Source organism: Bradyrhizobium sp. NDS-1, from assembly GCF_032918005.1.
GTDB lineage: Bacteria > Pseudomonadota > Alphaproteobacteria > Rhizobiales > Xanthobacteraceae > Bradyrhizobium > Bradyrhizobium tunisiense.
This window is the reverse complement of record NZ_CP136628.1, coordinates 5828492-5844947: the sequence shown is the minus strand read 5'-3', so window position 1 is coordinate 5844947 and position 16456 is coordinate 5828492. Positions and strand designations below refer to the sequence as shown.

The window sequence follows — 16456 nt, the reverse complement described above, 5'->3', positions numbered from 1 at the left end:
GACCCAAACCGGAGTGATCCCAATGACCATCCTCGTGACAGGTGCGACCGGCACGATTGGCCGCCACGTCGTCGAACAGCTCGTCAAGCGCGGCGCCGATGTGCGCGCGCTCGTCCGAGATCCCGCGAAGGCCAATTTGCCGGCAGGCGTCGCCGTCTCCCAGGGCGATTTGCTGGACGTTGATTCCGTGCGCGGCGCCTTGTCAGGCGTCTCGACGCTGTTTCTGCTCAACGCCGTGGTCCCGGACGAATTCACGCAGGCGCTGATCGCGCTCAATCTCGCCCGCGAGGCCGGCGTCGCACAGGTCGTCTACCTCTCGGTGATCCACAGCGATCGCTACGTCAACGTCCCGCACCTTGCCGGCAAGTTCGGTGTCGAACGCAAGATCGAGCAGATGGGCTTCAACGCCACCATTCTGCGCCCGGCCTACTTCATGAATAACGATGTCACGATCAAGGACGTCGTGCTTGGTTATGGCGTCTATCCGATGCCGATCGGCAGCAAGGGCCTCGCCATGATCGACGCCCGCGACATCGGCGAGATCGCCGCGATCGAGCTCGTTCGTCGCGAGCAGGCTGCAACGCCGCTTCCGCTCGCGCGCATCAATCTCGTTGGTCCCGATGTGCTGACCGGCGGAAAGGCGGCCGGCATCTGGTCCGAGGTGCTGGGGCGCACCGTCGCCTATCCCGGCGACGAGACCGCCGGCTTCGAGAAGAACCTCAGGCAGTTCATGCCGAGCTGGATGGCGTTCGACATGCGGCTGATGAGCGAGCGTTTCCTAACCCTGGGAATGATCCCCGATGCCGGCGACGTCGAACGTCTGACCGAGATCCTGGGCCGCCCCTTGCGCACCTATCGGGACTTCGTCTCCGAGATCACTGCCTCCGCCTGAGGCCAACGGCATTCTCCGATCACGATAACAAGGAATTCCATCATGATCTATTCGACCGCCACCGTTCCTGTAAATCGGCAAGGCGCGACACTGCTGACTCGCGCTCAGGTCTGGCAAGGCCTGGTTCTCAAGGCCCGCGATGCCCGGCTGTTTCTTCCACCCGATCTCTGTACCCGTTGCGAGGTGGTGGAGGAGAGCGCAACGCACATCGTGCGCGAAGCTACCATCGCAGGCAGCGATCTGCGCGAGATCATCACCTTCGAGCCGGAGCGCAAGGTGACCTTCTTTCAGGCCACCGGTCCGCGCGAGGGCGCGATCATCAACGAACTGTTCGAAGATGAAGCCGGGGGTCTGCAACTGCGGTTCTATTGCTACACCGGCTTGCGCGGCAAGAAGCCGTTCGGCCCCGAAGAGCAAGCCGAGCAGGCGCAGTTCGACAGCGACCAGGGCTACAAGGCCGCCCTGCTGTCGACGCTGAAGCGGACCCGCGAACTGGTCATGGAAGGCAAGCTCTGATCATCATAACAAACATGCCTCAGGGGACCGCTTCTTCGGAAGCGTCCCGCTTTCCAAGCTGATCCCCATGCGCAAGAGGCGCAAGGCATTTGCCGTGACCAGCACAGTGGCGCCCGTGTCGGCCAAGATCGCCATCCAGAGCGAAGTGACGCCGAGCACCGTGGTCGCTAGAAAGACGGCCTTGAGCCCGAGCGCGATGATGATGTTCTGCCGGATAACGGACAGCGTCGCTCGTGAGAGCGCGACCAATTCGGCCACCCCGAGTACGCGATCCCTGAGGAGCGCTGCATCTGCGGTCTCCAGCGCCACATCTGTACCGTTGCCCATGGCCACGCCGACATCAGCAGCCGCAAGCGCCGGGGCATCGTTGATGCCATCGCCAATCATCGTGATCGGACCGGCCGTTTTCAAGTCATTGATGATCGCGAGCTTGGCGTCGGGGAGAAGCTCGGATTGCACTTCGAGGTCGAGAGCCCTTCCGATGGCCTCGCCAGTGCGTCGATTGTCCCCCGTCAGCATGACGGTTCGAATTCCGAGCGCCTTCAGCCCAGCGATACCGGCCGCCGCATCTTCGCGTGGTTCGTCTCGCAGAGCGATGAACCCAATGACGCGCTTGCCGGCGAGTACAACAACGATGGTTTTCCCCTCACGCTCGAATGCCTCGATGCCGGATGCGACATCGTCGCGCAATAGCCCGAGTTCGGCCGCATAACGCGGCGAACCCACGGAAACGAAGCTCTCGCGAAGACGCGCGGTAACGGCCTTGCCGGGAATAGCAATACCGCCGAAACTTTGCGGAATTGCGAGACCGCGCGCTTTCGCCGCCGCGACGATCGAGAGGCCGAGCGGATGGCTCGAGTGGCCTTCGACCGCCGCTGCTCTCGCCAAAACATCGTTCTCGGTTCCCTCGACCGCAGTGATGTCGGTCACCTGCGGCCTTCCGACGGTCAGAGTGCCTGTCTTGTCGAAGGCGATGGTCCTGACCTTGCCCAGGATTTCCAGGGCTGCTCCGCTTTTGATGAGAAGCCCGCGCCGTGCACCCGATGCAAGGCCGGAGGCGATTACCGCGGGCGTCGAGATCACGAGCGCGCAGGGGCACGCGATGAGCAGGGTCGCCAATCCGCGATAAATCCAGGTGTACCAATCAGCTCCGGCGACGAGAGGTGGTCCGGCCATGATGAGCGCTGCCACTGCCATGGCAGCCGGCGTGTATCGTGCCGAAAACTGATCGATGAAACGCGCGGTGGGCGCCTTCGATCCCTGCGCTTCTTCAACCAGATGAATGATGCGTGCAATCGTATTGTCAGCGGCAGTGCGCGTGAGCCGAACGCGCAGCGTTCCATTCGCATTGATGCTCCCGGCATATAACTGATCGCCGACGCCCTTTGCGACCGGAGTTGACTCGCCAGTAACGGGCGCCTCGTCAACCTCGGATTGGCCTTCGATCACGGCGCCATCGGAAGGCACCCTGTCGCCCGCACGAACCGCGATGATGTCGCCCACACGCAAACGCTCGACGGGGACCTCTCGAACCTGGCCGCCCTCTTCGATCCGGGCGGTTCGCGGCATGAGATCAACCAGAGCTTTGATTCCCGCCCTGGCGTGCCCCGCCGCCACGGTCTCCAGAAGCTCGCCGATCGCGAACAGGACTATGACGACCGCCGCCTCTTCGGCGGCACCGATCGCGATGGCCCCGGCGGCGGCAACGGTCATGAGAGTCTCGATGCCAAACGGCGTGCCGGATAGAGCGCCCACGAAAGCCCGCCGCGCGACCGGCACGAGCCCGATGAGCGCTGCAGCGCCGTAGCCCCAAAACGAGAGTTCGGGACTTGCTGTCGAGATGGCGAACGCAAACGCGAGGAGGCCGCCCAGGCCGAGAACCATTCGGCCCCTGCGCGTCTTCCACCAGGGCTCTGCACCCGGCGCCTGCTCGTGCGTGGCCGTGGCGTCGGACGTGCCGAGGAACGCTCCGCTCAGCGGCTTCGGTGTGTAGCCGAGCGCCCGGATTTTGCCCTCGATGATCTCTCGCGAGGTTCGATCCTCGTCGAGGCGCACCGAGAGCGTCTCGGTCGAATAGTTCATATTGATGTGGCTCACGCCGGGCAGCCGTTTGAGCGCGTTTTCGACTTTGATCGCGCAGGCGCCGCAGTCCATGCCTTCAACGCGCAGATTGAGCGCATTGCCGGCAGCGCCAGCGGACTCGTTCGGCACAGATACCGTCATGACGGTCACCTCGATTTCGTCGGCATGACGCTCCATATGGACCCTATACCTGCGACAGGGGCAATCCACGCCGAACAGCCGGCCAGATCACCAGATGCTCCGGCGAGCACAATGCTTCCGCTTGCTCCCCACAGGGCTGACGTCGATGCCATCATACGTTTAACGCGTGTGCAGCAACGCGAGCAGCACGACGACCGCGCAGGCGAGTGCCGCCGTCGTCAGCTTCCAGAACATCAACGGACTGCGCTCCAACAGCGGCGTGATCCGCGTGTCGAGATAGACGGGGTTGGGCGTGCGGAGCTCGAAGACGAATTCGGACAGATCCTCATGCCTCTTGTAGGGATCAGGATGCAGCGCGCGTTTGAGCGCGCCGTCGACCCAGGCAGGCACGTTGCGATCGTCGTCGGCCGGGCGGTATTTGAGCCTTCGTACGTCCGCCTTGCGCCGGATCCTGGCAATCTGTGTGCCGTAAGGCAGTTTTCCGGTCAGCATCTGGTAGCAGATCACCGCCAGCGAAAACATGTCGGAGCGCGGCGTGCCGCCCTGCCCAAGAAAATACTCCGGAGCTGTATACTGGACGGTGCCCAGGATTTCGTCGGCCTCGTCCGGCGGCGCCGCTTCCGCGACGCCGGCCACCTTGACTGATCCGAAGTCGATGATCTTGGCGGTGCCCGTCTTGTCGATCAGGATGTTGTCGGGCCTGAGGTCCTGATGCAGCATCTCCATACGATGGAAGGCGCGCAGCCCGGCGGCGATCTGCTCGATCAGTCCGCGCACGGTTTCGAGATCCGGGCGTGGATTGTCGGTCATCCATTGCTTCAAGGTTTGCCCCTCGACGAATTCGGTCGCTACGTAGAGGTAACTGCGCCGCCTGGACTGTGACAGCGGCTTCAGCACGTGCGGGCTGTCGATCCGGCGCGCGATCCATTCCTCCATCAGGAAACGCTTGAGATAGGCGGCATTGTCGCGCAAATCGACCGACGGCAGCTTGAGCGCGACCGGCTCCTCGGTCTCTACGTCGACCGCGAGATAGATGTGGCTGCGACTGCTGCCGTGAATCTCACGGACAATGCGGTAGCCGTCGAAGATCGCGCGCGGCTCCGGCAGCGCAGGCAGCGGCAATTGTGACGTCTGATTGAAGATGCCGGCCGGCTCGCGCTGCGGCACCGCGTCGATGCGCAGGATCTGGACGGTGATGTTGTCGTCGCTGCCGCGCCGGTAGGCTTCCTCGACGATGGCCTTGGCCGCTCCGTCGAGCCCGCCTGCATGCTCGCTCAGCGCGCTCGTGACGAAGCGCGCGTCGACGAATTCGTAGGCGCCGTCGGTCGCCAGCAGGAAAACGTCGCCGGCCTCGACCTCGAACGCCTGATAATCGATCTCGAGCTGCGGATTGATGCCGAGTGCGCGGCCGAGATAGGTCTGCTCCGACGACACGATGATCCGGTGATCGTCGGTCAGCTGTTCGAGCGCCTTGCCCGCCACGCGGTAAACGCGGCAGTCGCCGACATGAAAGATGTGCGCCGTGGTCGCCTTGATGACCATGGCGGTCAGGGTGCAGACATAACCCTTGTCGCGGTCATAGGCGTATTGGCTCTTGCGCGTCTGCGCGTGCAGCCAGGAATTGGTTGCGTCCAGCACGCGGCGGGCGGACGTCTTCACCGTCCAGGATTCCGACGTGCAATAATAGTCCATCAGGAAGCTCTTGACCGCCGACTCGCTGGCGATCTGGCTCACCGTGCTGGAGGAGATGCCGTCGGCAAGGACCGCGGCGATGCCCTTCAGGCTGAGCAGCGGCTCCTCGGGAATGAGAACGCCGTGAAAGTCCTGGTTGACCGGCTTGCGGCCCTTGTCGGAGTGCTGGCCGACCGAGATCAGGAGACCGAGGGGCATCGTCATCACCAGGAGAGAGGAGCCTCACCCTGGCTGGGCGAGGCTCCCCTGTCGAGACGTGTTCGATCAGGCCGCAACGCGGGGCTTCGCGACCTTGTCGATCTGGCGCTTCGGCTTTGTCATGACGTGCGTCGCATAGAGAGTCATGCCGGTGAAGGCGAGGCCGCCAACGAGGTTGCCGAGCACGGTCGGGATCTCGTTCCAGATCAGATAGTCCATGATCGAGAACTTCGCGCCGAGGAGCATGCCCGACGGGAACAGGAACATGTTCACGACCGAATGCTCGAACACCATGTAGAAGAACACCAGGATCGGCATCCACATCGCAATGACCTTGCCGGGCACCGAGGTCGAGATCATGGCGCCGACGACGCCGGTCGAGACCATCCAGTTGCAGAGCATGCCGCGCAGGAACAGCGTCGCCATGCCGGCCGCGCCGTGGGCGGCGTAGCCAAGCGTTCGGCCCTCGCCGATGTTGCCGATCGCCGCGCCCACCTTGTCGGGCGCCTGGGTGAAGCCGAAGGTGGTGACGAAGGCCATCATGAAGGCCACGGTGAACGCGCCGGCGAAATTGCCCACGAAGACGAGGCCCCAGTTGCGCAGCACGCCGCCGAAGGTGACGCCCGGGCGCTTGTCGATCAGGGCCAGCGGCGAGAGCACGAACACGCCGGTCAGGAGGTCGAAGCCCAACAAGTAGAGCATGACGAAGCCGACCGGAAACAGCAGCGCGCCGACCAGCGGCTGGCCCGTGTTCACGGTGATGGTGACGGCGAACCAGGCCGCCAGCGCCAGGATGGCACCGGCCATGTAGGCGCGGATGATGGTATCCCGGGTGGACATGAAGATCTTGGACTCGCCTGCATCCACCATCTTGGTGACGAATTCCGAAGGCGCGAGATACGACATCAATGGTTCCTTTTGCTTCGTAAGTGAGATCGACACGCCCCTCAGGAGCGCGGCTGAACGTCTTGGGCCGTGCGGGCTGGCCGGCCGCGCACGAGAGCTATTGAGAGTTTGGAAGCCTTGGGAATCGCGTCACGAGGACCAAAAAGGCCGCGAAGCAGTTGAGCTTCCGGGATGCAGCCGCCAGAGGCTGCAACAATGCGGCAAGCCGCAGTCTTCGTTGACGCCAAAGGAAATGCAAGTTGCGTGCCGGCCGAGGGCGCAGGAAAGACGCAGTGATATCAATCTGATGCGCGATCTCTTGAACTGATCCTGGTACGCGCTCGGCCTCTTGCGTGAGCTATTGCATAACATTTGTGCGTCGCACAAGGATTGAGCAAATCGCAAATTTCGCATGCGGCGCAGGCCTGCGACATTCTGGCGTGAACTCTTTAACGCATTGAAAATTTTGTCCTTTTCACGGTGTCGGGCTTGGCATGAAGCTTGAATAGTTCCAGTCGACGCCATTGAAGCCGTCCCGCGAGACTTCTCATCCGATTTGCTGACGCCACCAGACGGGGGTCTCCCCCGTCGTGCGTTCGCATGCGCCAAAGATGGCGCCGCCGGACGGACGGGCTGCTCGTGTGCACAGACGCCAATCAATTCTGCAACGATGCAAAGGACGACACTGCCTATGACCAAGCGCACCCGCCGGCCCTCGGAATCGACTGGCCTGAGCCGCCGTCAATTGTTGAAAGCCACCGGCTCCACCGCCGCACTTCTCGCCGCCGCAAAACTGAATTTCCCCGCCGGCGCCTTCGCCCAGGATGCAGGTCCCGAAGTCAAGGGCGCCAAGCTCGGCTTCATCGCGCTGAGCGATGCTGGCCCGCTCTTCGTCGCCAAGGACAAGGGCCTGTTTGCCAAATACGGCATGCCCGACACCGACGTGCAGAAGCAGGCCTCATGGGGCACGACGCGCGACAATCTCGTGCTCGGCTCCGAAGGCAACGGCATCGACGGCGCCCATATCCTCACGCCCATGCCGTACCTGATCTCGGCGGGCAAGGTGACGCAGAACAACCAGCCGACCCCGATGTACATCCTGGCGCGGCTCAATCTCGACAGCCAGTGCATCTCCGTTGCCAACGAATATGCCGACCTCAAGCTCGGCGTCGATGCAGCGCCCTTCAAGGCGGCGCTGGAGAAGAAGAAGGCGTCGGGCAAGGCCGTGAAGGCCGCGATGACTTTCCCCGGCGGCACGCACGACCTCTGGATCCGCTACTGGCTCGCCGCCGGCGGCATCGATCCCGACAAGGACATCGAGACCATCGTGGTGCCGCCGCCGCAAATGGTGGCCAACATGAAGGTCGGCACCATGGACTGCTTCTGCGTCGGCGAGCCCTGGAATCTGCAGCTGATCCATCAGAAGATCGGCTACACCGCAATCAATACCGGCGAGCTCTGGAACAAGCATCCCGAGAAATCCTTCGGCATGCGCGCCGCCTTCGTCGACAAATATCCCAAGGCGGCCAAGGCGCTGCTGATGGCAGTGATGGAAGCCCAGCAATGGGCCGACAAGGCCGAGAACAAGGCCGAGCTCGCCGCGATCATGGGCAAGCGGCAGTGGATGAACTGCCCGGTCGAAGACGTGCTCGACCGCACTGCCGGAAAGTTCGACTACGGCATTCCCGGCAAGGTGGTCGAGAACTCGCCGCACATCATGAAGTACTGGCGGGATTTCGCCTCTTACCCCTTCCAGAGCCACGATCTCTGGTTCCTCACCGAGGACATCCGCTGGGGCAAGTACGAAGCCGGTTTCGATACCAAGGCGCTGATCGCCAAGGTCAATCGCGAGGACATGTGGCGCGATGCGGCCAAGACGCTGGGCGTCGCGGCCGCTGAGATCCCGACATCCACCTCGCGCGGCAAGGAGACTTTCTTCGACGGCAAGGTGTTCGATCCGGAAAACCCGGCTGCCTATTTGAAGTCGCTCGCGATCAAGCGCGTCGAAGTCTGATGTAGCCAGCGGCCGCCTTCGGGCGGCCGCGTCGTCCTTTGCAGCCGGAGAAATATTGCGATGAACATGACTGCCGCCAAGATTGAGATTGAAACTGCGACGCCTGCGGCCAGCGCCGCGCCGGTCGTCGCGCTGACGCCGAAGCGCCCCCCGCGCACGGAAGCTTACGCGCGCATGGCGCGGGAGACGGCCGTGCGCGTGATCCCGCCCCTGGTCGTGATCGCGCTGCTTACGCTTATATGGGAGCTGGTCTGCCGCCGAGCCGGCTCGGCTCTGCCGCCGCCGTCGAAGGTGTTCACTGACACCAAGGAGCTGATCCTCGATCCGTTCTTCGACCATGGCGGCATCGACAAGGGTCTGTTCTGGCATCTGTCCGCCAGTCTCCAGCGCGTCGCCTTTGGCTATTCGCTCTCGGCGATCGCCGGCATCGCGCTCGGCGTTCTCGTGGGGCAATCGGTCTGGGCGATGCGCGGGCTCGATCCGCTGTTCCAGGTGCTGCGCACCATTCCGCCGTTGGCATGGCTGCCGCTCTCGCTCGCGGCCTTCCGCGACGGCCAGCCCTCGGCGATCTTTGTCATCTTCATCACCTCGATCTGGCCGATCATCATCAACACCGCTGTCGGCATCCGCAACATCCCGCAGGACTACCGCAACGTCGCTGCCGTCGTGCAGCTCAATCCGCTCGAGTTCTTCTCCAAGATCATGATCCCGGCGGCCGCGCCCTACATCTTCACGGGCCTTCGCATCGGCATCGGCCTGTCCTGGCTCGCGATCGTCGCCGCGGAAATGCTGATCGGAGGCGTCGGTATCGGCTTCTTCATCTGGGACGCCTGGAACTCGTCGCATATCAGCGAGATCATCCTGGCGCTGTTCTATGTCGGCATCATCGGCTTCGTGCTGGACCGCCTGATCGCGGGCCTCGGCAAGGTCGTCACCCGCGGCACCGCGCAGAACTGAGGAGAGAGCACATGACCGCCTATCTGAAGCTCGACCACATCGACAAGGTCTTCACCCGCGGCGCCGCCAGCACCGAGGTGCTCAAGGAGATCAACCTGACGATCGAGAAGGGCGAGTACGTCTCGATCATCGGCCATTCCGGTTGCGGCAAGTCGACCCTGCTCAACATCATCGCGGGCCTGACAAATGCCACCACCGGCGGCGTACTGCTGGAGAACCGCGAGGTGAATTCGCCGGGACCCGACCGCGCCGTGGTGTTCCAGAACCACAGCCTGCTGCCGTGGCTCACCGTCTACGAGAACGTCAGGCTCGGCGTCGACAAGGTCTTCGCCAAGACCAAGTCCCGTTCCGAGCGCGACGCCTGGGTGATGCACAATCTCAATCTCGTGCAGATGGCCCATGCCCGGGACAAGCGGCCCTCGGAGATTTCCGGCGGCATGAAGCAGCGTGTCGGCATTGCGCGGGCGCTGGCCATGGAGCCGAAGGTGCTGCTGCTGGACGAGCCCTTCGGCGCGCTCGACGCGCTGACGCGCGCTCACCTGCAGGACTCCGTGATGGCGCTGCATCAGAAGCTCGGCAACACCATTTTGATGATCACCCATGACGTCGACGAGGCCGTGCTGTTGTCCGACCGCATCGTGATGATGACCAATGGGCCGAGCGCGCGGATCGGCGAGGTGCTGGAGGTGCCGCTGGCGCGGCCGCGACGGCGGCTCGAGCTCGCGACCAACGCCACTTATCTGAAGTGCCGGCAGCGTGTGCTCGAATTCCTCTACGAGCGTCATCGCTTCGTCGAGGCCGCGTAAGCGAACGGCTAACGCGAGAATGCTTGCGCCCAAATAATCGACATCCCGCTCAATCCTTGTGCGGCGCACAAGGATTGAGCGAATCGCAAATTTAGCGAGCGGAAACGCTTCGCAACGAATTCTGGCAATACGAATAACGTGCTGAAATCCCTGGATTTCCAGCATGCGCGCAATTGGCACGGAAATTGAAACGTCTTTGCGCGACGCCAACGACGACGTCCCTCAACACCATCAATCAGCATCGTGAACTCGCCACCGGGGTGAAGCCTCGGAGCGCGCCTCCATGTGAGGCAGAGCCTGCAACGACGCAGCGGTGAGCCTGGAAGGGATACTCAATGACGAAGAATCCAACTTGGATTTCAGACTGGCGCCCCGAAGATGAGGCATTCTGGAATGCGACTGGCAAGTCTATCGCGCGACGCAATCTGATCTGGTCGATCGTCGCCGAGCATATCGGCTTTTCGGTCTGGCTGATCTGGAGCATCGTCACCACCAAGCTGCCGCAGGCAGGCTTCCACTACACCACCGACCAGCTGTTCCAGCTCGTGGCGGTGCCAGGCCTAATCGGCGCCTTGATGCGCTTTCCCTACACTTTCGCTGTGACGACCTTCGGCGGTCGCAACTGGACCATCTTCAGTGCGGCGATCCTGTTCATTCCGACGCTGTCGCTTGCCTATTTCGTGAGCCAGCCCGATACGCCGTTCTGGCTGATGCTGCTGGTCGCCTCGACCGCGGGTCTGGGCGGCGGCAATTTCGCCTCCAGCATGACCAACATCTCGTTCTTCTTCCCCGACCGGATGAAGGGGTGGGCGCTGGGCCTCAACGCCGCCGGCGGCAATATCGGCGTCTCCAGCGTACAGCTCCTGACCCCGATCCTGATGACGCTCGCCGTCTTCAACCTGTTCCAGGCAACGCCGGTCGACGGCATCTTCCTCCAGAACGCCGGGCTGATGTGGGTGCTGCCGATCGCGATCGCGGTGTTCGGCGCCGTGTTCTTCATGAACAATCTCACCACGGCGAAATCGTCGGTGAAGAACCAGCTAGCGATCGTGAAGCGCAAGCACACCTGGATCATGGCATACCTCTATATCGGCACGTTCGGATCCTTCATCGGCTATTCCGCTGCATTTCCGCTGCTGATCAAGACCCAGTTCCCGCAGGTCACGATTGCCATCGCATTCCTGGGCCCGCTGGTTGGCTCGCTGTCGCGTCCGCTCGGCGGCTGGCTTGCGGACAAGATCGGCGGCTCGATCATCACGTTCTGGAATTTCATCGTGATGGCGGGCGCGACGGTCGGCGTGCTCTACTTCGTCGGGCAGAAGGATTTCATCGGCTTCCTGTCGATGTTCCTGATCCTGTTCGTGACGACCGGTATCGGCAACGGCTCGACCTATCGCATGATCCCCTCGATCTTCCGTGAGGAGAATCTGTTCAAGGTGCGCGGCAAGGGCGACACGGCGCGCGCGCTGGCGCTCAAGACGGCGAGCATCGAGAGCGGTGCAGCGGTCGGCTTCATCGGCGCCATCGGGGCCGTCGGCGGCTATCTGATCCCGACCGGCTTCGGCAAGTCGATCGCCATCACCGGCGGGCCGCAGCTCGCGCTCGCGATCTATCTCGCCTTCTACGCCTCCTGTCTCGCTCTGACCTGGTGGTTCTACCTGCGTCGCAGCCCGCAGGGTGAAGGGGCGGCAAGCCTTGCCGAAGCAAGGGTCTAATACTTGGTACGAATCTCGCTTCTCCCCGTACGCGGGGAGAAGTCCCTCTGATGACGTTTGACCCATGAACTTCTTCCGCAACGGCGCGGGCGAAGGCAGACCGAAACAGACAGGAGAACAGCATGACGCCAGAACAGATCGCCCTCGTCCAGCAGAGCTTCGCCAAGGTCGCACCGATTTCAGCGCAGGCTGCGGTGCTGTTCTACGATCGTCTTTTCGAGATGGCGCCGTCCGTGCGCACGATGTTTCCCGAGGACATGACCGAGCAGCGCAAGAAGCTGATGGGCATGCTCGCTGCCGTTGTCGGTGGCCTGTCGAACCTGAACTCGATCCTTCCCTCAGCCTCGGTGCTCGCCAAGCGCCATGTCGCCTATGGCGCCAAGGCCGAGCACTACCCCGTGGTCGGCGCGGCCCTGCTGTGGACCCTGGAGAAGGGGCTCGGTGAAGACTGGACGCCCGAACTCGCAAAAGCGTGGACCGATGTCTACGGCGTGCTGTCCGGCTACATGATGTCCGAAGCCTACGGCGCGCAGCCGCAGGCCGCTGAATAGGAGATGCCTCGTGAGTGAACCGCTGGTCATCGTCGGTAACGGTATGGCGGCCGCGCGTCTGGTCGACGAGCTCGCCAAGACCGCCCTCGGCCGCTACGCGGTCGCCGTTATCGGCGAGGAGCCGCGGCTCGCTTACAATCGCGTGCTGCTCTCATCCGTGCTGGCCGGCGAGACCGGCTCGCACGAGATCGAACTCCGGCCGGCGGATTGGTGGCGGAATCGCGGCGTCACCGTGCGTTACGGCTATCGCGTCACCGAGATCGATGTCGGCCGCCGCGAGCTGAAGATCGAAGGCGAAGAGAGCATGGAATATTCCAAGCTCGTGCTTGCCACGGGATCGACGCCGCTGCGGCTCAAGGTGCCGGGCGCCGATCTCGCCGGCGTGCACACCTTTCGCGACACCCGCGACGTCGACCTGTTGCTGACGCTTGCCGCGGCCAAGAAGCGCGTCGTTGTCGTCGGCGGCGGCCTGCTCGGACTTGAAGCAGCTTACGGCCTCGCCAAGGCCGGCGCGCCGGTGACGCTGCTGCACCTCATGGACCGGCTGATGGAGCGTCAGCTCGACGGGCCGGCCGCCGACCTGCTCAAGACGCTGGTCGAGCGCAAGGGCATCCGCATCCTGCTCAACGCCTCGACCGCACGCATCCATGGCGATGATCATGTCGAAGCCGTCGAGCTTGCCGACGGCAGCCGCATCGAGGCCGATGCCGTGATCTTCGCGGCCGGCATCAAACCGAGCGCGGCGCTGGCGAAAGAGGCGGGGATCGCGGTCAATCGCGGCATCGTCGTCAACGACGTCATGCAGACGTCCTCGCCCGACATCTTCGCGCTCGGCGAATGCGCCGAGCATCACGGCACCTGCTACGGCCTCGTCGAGCCCGCCTACGAGCAGGCGCGCGTGCTAGCGCGGCATCTCGCCGGACGTCCTGCTTCCTATCAGGGCAGCGTGGTTTCGACCAATCTGAAGGTCTCCGGCGTCAGCGTGTTTTCCGCCGGCGATTTCATGGGCGGGGAGGGCAGCGAAAGCCTCGTGCTGACCGATCGCAGGCGCGGAACCTACAAGAAGCTCGTCATCGCGGACGGACGGCTCACCGGCGCCGTGCTGATCGGCGATACCGTCGATGCGCTCTGGTATCTCGAGCTGATCCGCAATCGCGACAAGGTGGCGGCGATCCGCACCGACATGATGTTCGGCCGCGCGCTCGCGCGTCCCTCCAAGGCGGCATGACACGCCAGCTTGATAAGGCAGCCTGATATGACGGTGATCGATCCCACGCTTCGTGCCACCAGGACGGCCTGTCCCTATTGCGGCGTCGGCTGCGGCGTGCTGGCAACACCGGACGGCAAGGGCGGGGCTGCGATCGCCGGCGACCCTGATCACCCCGCCAATTTCGGCCGGCTGTGCTCCAAGGGCTCCGCGCTCGGCGAGACCGTCGGGCTGGAAGGCCGTCTGCTCTATCCGATGATCCGCTGCAAGGGCGTGCTGGAGCGTGTCGCCTGGAGCGATGCACTGGACCACGTCGCCCATCGCATGCAGCACATCGTTGCGCGCGACGGCGCCGACGCAGTCGCGTTCTATCTCTCCGGCCAGCTCCTGACCGAGGACTACTACGTCGCGAACAAGCTGATGAAGGGCTTTCTCGGCACCGCCAATGTCGACACCAATTCTCGGCTCTGCATGTCGTCGTCGGTCGCCGGCCATCGCCGCGCCTTCGGCGCCGATACCGTGCCCGGCTGCTACGAGGATCTCGACCACGCCGATTTGCTGGTCTTCGTCGGTTCGAACGCGGCTTGGTGTCATCCGGTGCTGTTCCAGCGCATGCTGAAGAACCGGCAGGAGCGTGGCGCGCGCATGATCGTGATCGACCCGCGTCGTACCGACACTGCCGATGACGTCGATCTGTTCCTGGGGCTCAAGCCCGGCACCGACACCGCGCTGTTCTGTGGCCTGTTGGTCCATCTCGCCGACAACGGCGCGCTGGACCGGGACTACATCGCGCAGAACACGTCAGGCTTCGACGAGGCGCTGGCGCGCGCCCGGAGCATTGCCGGCAGCGCCACCGCGACCGCGCTCGCCACGGGCCTCTCCGAGCAGGACGTCGCCGATTTCTTCAAGATGTTCCGCGACACCGAGAAGGTCGTCACGCTCTATTCACAGGGCGTCAACCAGTCGGCGCAGGGCACCGACAAGGTCAATGCGATCCTGAACTGCCATCTCGCCACCGGGCGTATCGGCAAGCCAGGCGCCTCGCCGTTCTCGCTCACCGGCCAGCCCAACGCCATGGGCGGCCGCGAGGTCGGCGGCCTCGCCAATATGCTCGCTGCTCATATGGGCTTCACGCCGCCTGACATCGATCGCGTCAGGCGGTTCTGGAAGGCCCCGCACATCGCCACCCATGAGGGGCTGAAGGCGGTGCAGCTGTTCGAGGCCATCAATCGCGGCGAGGTTAAGGCGCTCTGGGTGATGGGCACCAACCCGGCAGTGTCGCTGCCGGATGCGGACTTTGTGCGCGAGGCGTTGAAGAAGCTCGAACTGTTCGTGGTCTCCGAGAACGTGCTCTCCAACGACACCGTCGAGGCGGGGCCGCATGTGCTGCTGCCCGCGCTGGCCTGGGGTGAGAAGTCGGGCACGGTCACCAACTCCGAGCGCCGCATCTCGCGCCAGCGTTCGTTCTTGCCGGCGCCGGGCGAGGCACGTCCCGATTGGTGGATTTTGAGCGAGACCGCCAAACGTCTTGGCTTCGGCGATAGTTTCAACTACAAATCCGCCGCCGACATCTTTCGCGAGCATGCCGCGCTCTCGGCCTTCGAGAACGACGGCAGCCGTGATTTCGACATCAGCGCACTGACCTTGCTGTCCGACGAAGCCTTCGACGCGTTGAAGCCGGTGCAATGGCCGGTACGCGAAGGCGGCGCGCCGAGCGATCGTTTCTTCGCGAGCGGCGGCTTCTTCACCAATGACGGCAAGGGCCGCTTCGTTGCGCCGGAGGTGCCGTCGCTGCGGAGCGAGACCGGCGCCTCACGTCCCCTCAGGCTCAACACCGGACGCATCCGCGACCAGTGGCACACCATGACGCGTACGGGTCTCAGCCAGCGGCTGGGCGCGCATCTGCCCGAGCCCTTCGTCGAGATCCACCCCGACGACGCCAGCAAGTACGGCATCGTCCATGATGGCTATGCCCGCATCACCACCGACTACGGCCAGTGCATCCTGAAGGCCGTGGTCAGCGACCGCCAGCAGCGCGGCACGCTGTTCGTCCCGATCCACTGGAGCGCGATGAATAGCTCGCATGGCCGCGTCGGGTCGCTGGTGCAGTCGTTCACCGATCCGTTCTCGGGCCAGCCCGAGTCCAAGGCGACGCCGGCCGCGATCGCACCTTACGAATATGTCTTCCGCGGCTTTGCTTTGTCGCGGAAACAACTCGATCTGCCACCGAACCTGTTATGGACCCGCGTCACTGTCGCCGACGGCTTCGGCTATCTCTTTGCCGACAATGCGGACCTTTCGCGCTGGCCGGCCTGGCTGGAGGGCGTCGCCGGCGAGGACGTCGCCGACTATCGCGACTTCGGCGGCGGGGTCTATCGCGCCGCGTCTTTCGCGGGCGACCGCATCGAAACCTGCTTGTTCGTGGGACCCGCGCATGATGCGGGCGATTGGGAGGTGGTGAAGAGCCTGTTCGTGGCCGACCACGTCACCGACGATCAGCGTCGCATGCTGCTGTCGGGCAAGTCCGGCGAGGGGGCCGCTTCTGGCGGACCGATCGTCTGCGCCTGCTTCGGCGTCGGCCGCGACACCATCTGCAACAGCATCGCCACCGGCGCACGCACGGCCGCCGAAATCGGGGCCAAGCTCAAGGCCGGCACCAATTGCGGCTCCTGCATCCCCGAGTTGAAGCGGCTGATCGCGACGACGGACGTGCCGATGAAGCAAGCGAAGATCGCAAGCGCGGTGGGGTAGGTAGGTCTCGTGCCTCGGATGCTGCGCAGCACGTCCGGGACATGATCTA

At 63.6% G+C, this 16456-nt stretch carries 12 protein-coding genes; 9 read left to right on the top strand and 3 right to left on the bottom strand.

Annotated elements, in window-relative coordinates; all coding sequences use genetic code 11:
• Positions 1-22 precede the first annotated feature (22 nt).
• On the top strand, positions 23-892 hold the full coding sequence (locus RX330_RS27210; RefSeq protein WP_317240521.1) for an SDR family oxidoreductase: 870 nt from the start codon (positions 23-25) through the stop codon (positions 890-892).
• 42 nt (positions 893-934) lie between these two features.
• Positions 935-1408: an SRPBCC family protein gene (locus tag RX330_RS27205; RefSeq protein ID WP_317240520.1), complete on the top strand. Its 474-nt coding sequence runs from the start codon at positions 935-937 to the stop codon at positions 1406-1408.
• A gap of 3 nt (positions 1409-1411) precedes the next feature.
• Here RX330_RS27205 and RX330_RS27200 read toward each other — a convergent pair whose 3' ends face one another.
• The 3 genes from RX330_RS27200 to RX330_RS27190 form a co-directional block, all read right to left on the bottom strand.
• Entirely contained in the window at positions 1412-3562 is a 2151-nt protein-coding gene (locus RX330_RS27200; protein ID WP_317243979.1) for a heavy metal translocating P-type ATPase, read from the bottom strand.
• A gap of 228 nt (positions 3563-3790) precedes the next feature.
• Positions 3791-5527, bottom strand: a complete 1737-nt coding sequence (locus tag RX330_RS27195; RefSeq protein WP_317243978.1) for a bifunctional protein-serine/threonine kinase/phosphatase — start codon at positions 5525-5527, stop codon at positions 3791-3793.
• Between the two features lie 60 nt (positions 5528-5587).
• Entirely contained in the window at positions 5588-6427 is an 840-nt protein-coding gene (locus RX330_RS27190) for a formate/nitrite transporter family protein (RefSeq protein ID WP_212081094.1), read from the bottom strand.
• A gap of 670 nt (positions 6428-7097) precedes the next feature.
• Between RX330_RS27190 and RX330_RS27185 the strand changes: the two genes are divergently transcribed.
• The 7 genes from RX330_RS27185 (at position 7098) to RX330_RS27155 (ending at position 16407) form a co-directional block, all read left to right on the top strand.
• Positions 7098-8420, top strand: a complete 1323-nt coding sequence (locus RX330_RS27185; RefSeq protein WP_212081095.1) for a CmpA/NrtA family ABC transporter substrate-binding protein — start codon at positions 7098-7100, stop codon at positions 8418-8420.
• Between the two features lie 60 nt (positions 8421-8480).
• Positions 8481-9377 (top strand): nitrate ABC transporter permease, encoded by an 897-nt coding sequence (gene ntrB, locus RX330_RS27180; RefSeq protein WP_317240519.1) that lies wholly within the window; start codon positions 8481-8483, stop codon positions 9375-9377.
• 11 nt (positions 9378-9388) lie between these two features.
• Positions 9389-10183 (top strand): ABC transporter ATP-binding protein, encoded by a 795-nt coding sequence (locus tag RX330_RS27175; protein WP_212081097.1) that lies wholly within the window; start codon positions 9389-9391, stop codon positions 10181-10183.
• A 335-nt stretch (positions 10184-10518) separates the two neighbouring features.
• A complete protein-coding gene (locus tag RX330_RS27170) occupies positions 10519-11898 on the top strand; it encodes an MFS transporter (RefSeq protein ID WP_317240518.1) in 1380 nt (459 codons plus the stop codon).
• A 122-nt stretch (positions 11899-12020) separates the two neighbouring features.
• Positions 12021-12449, top strand: a complete 429-nt coding sequence (locus RX330_RS27165) for a globin family protein (RefSeq protein WP_212081099.1) — start codon at positions 12021-12023, stop codon at positions 12447-12449.
• A 10-nt stretch (positions 12450-12459) separates the two neighbouring features.
• Entirely contained in the window at positions 12460-13677 is a 1218-nt protein-coding gene (locus tag RX330_RS27160; protein WP_375847628.1) for an NAD(P)/FAD-dependent oxidoreductase, read from the top strand.
• A 27-nt stretch (positions 13678-13704) separates the two neighbouring features.
• Positions 13705-16407 carry a molybdopterin-dependent oxidoreductase gene (locus RX330_RS27155; RefSeq protein WP_317240517.1) on the top strand — a complete coding sequence of 901 codons (2703 nt, stop codon included), beginning with the start codon at positions 13705-13707 and terminating at the stop codon, positions 16405-16407.
• Positions 16408-16456: the final 49 nt, after the last annotated feature.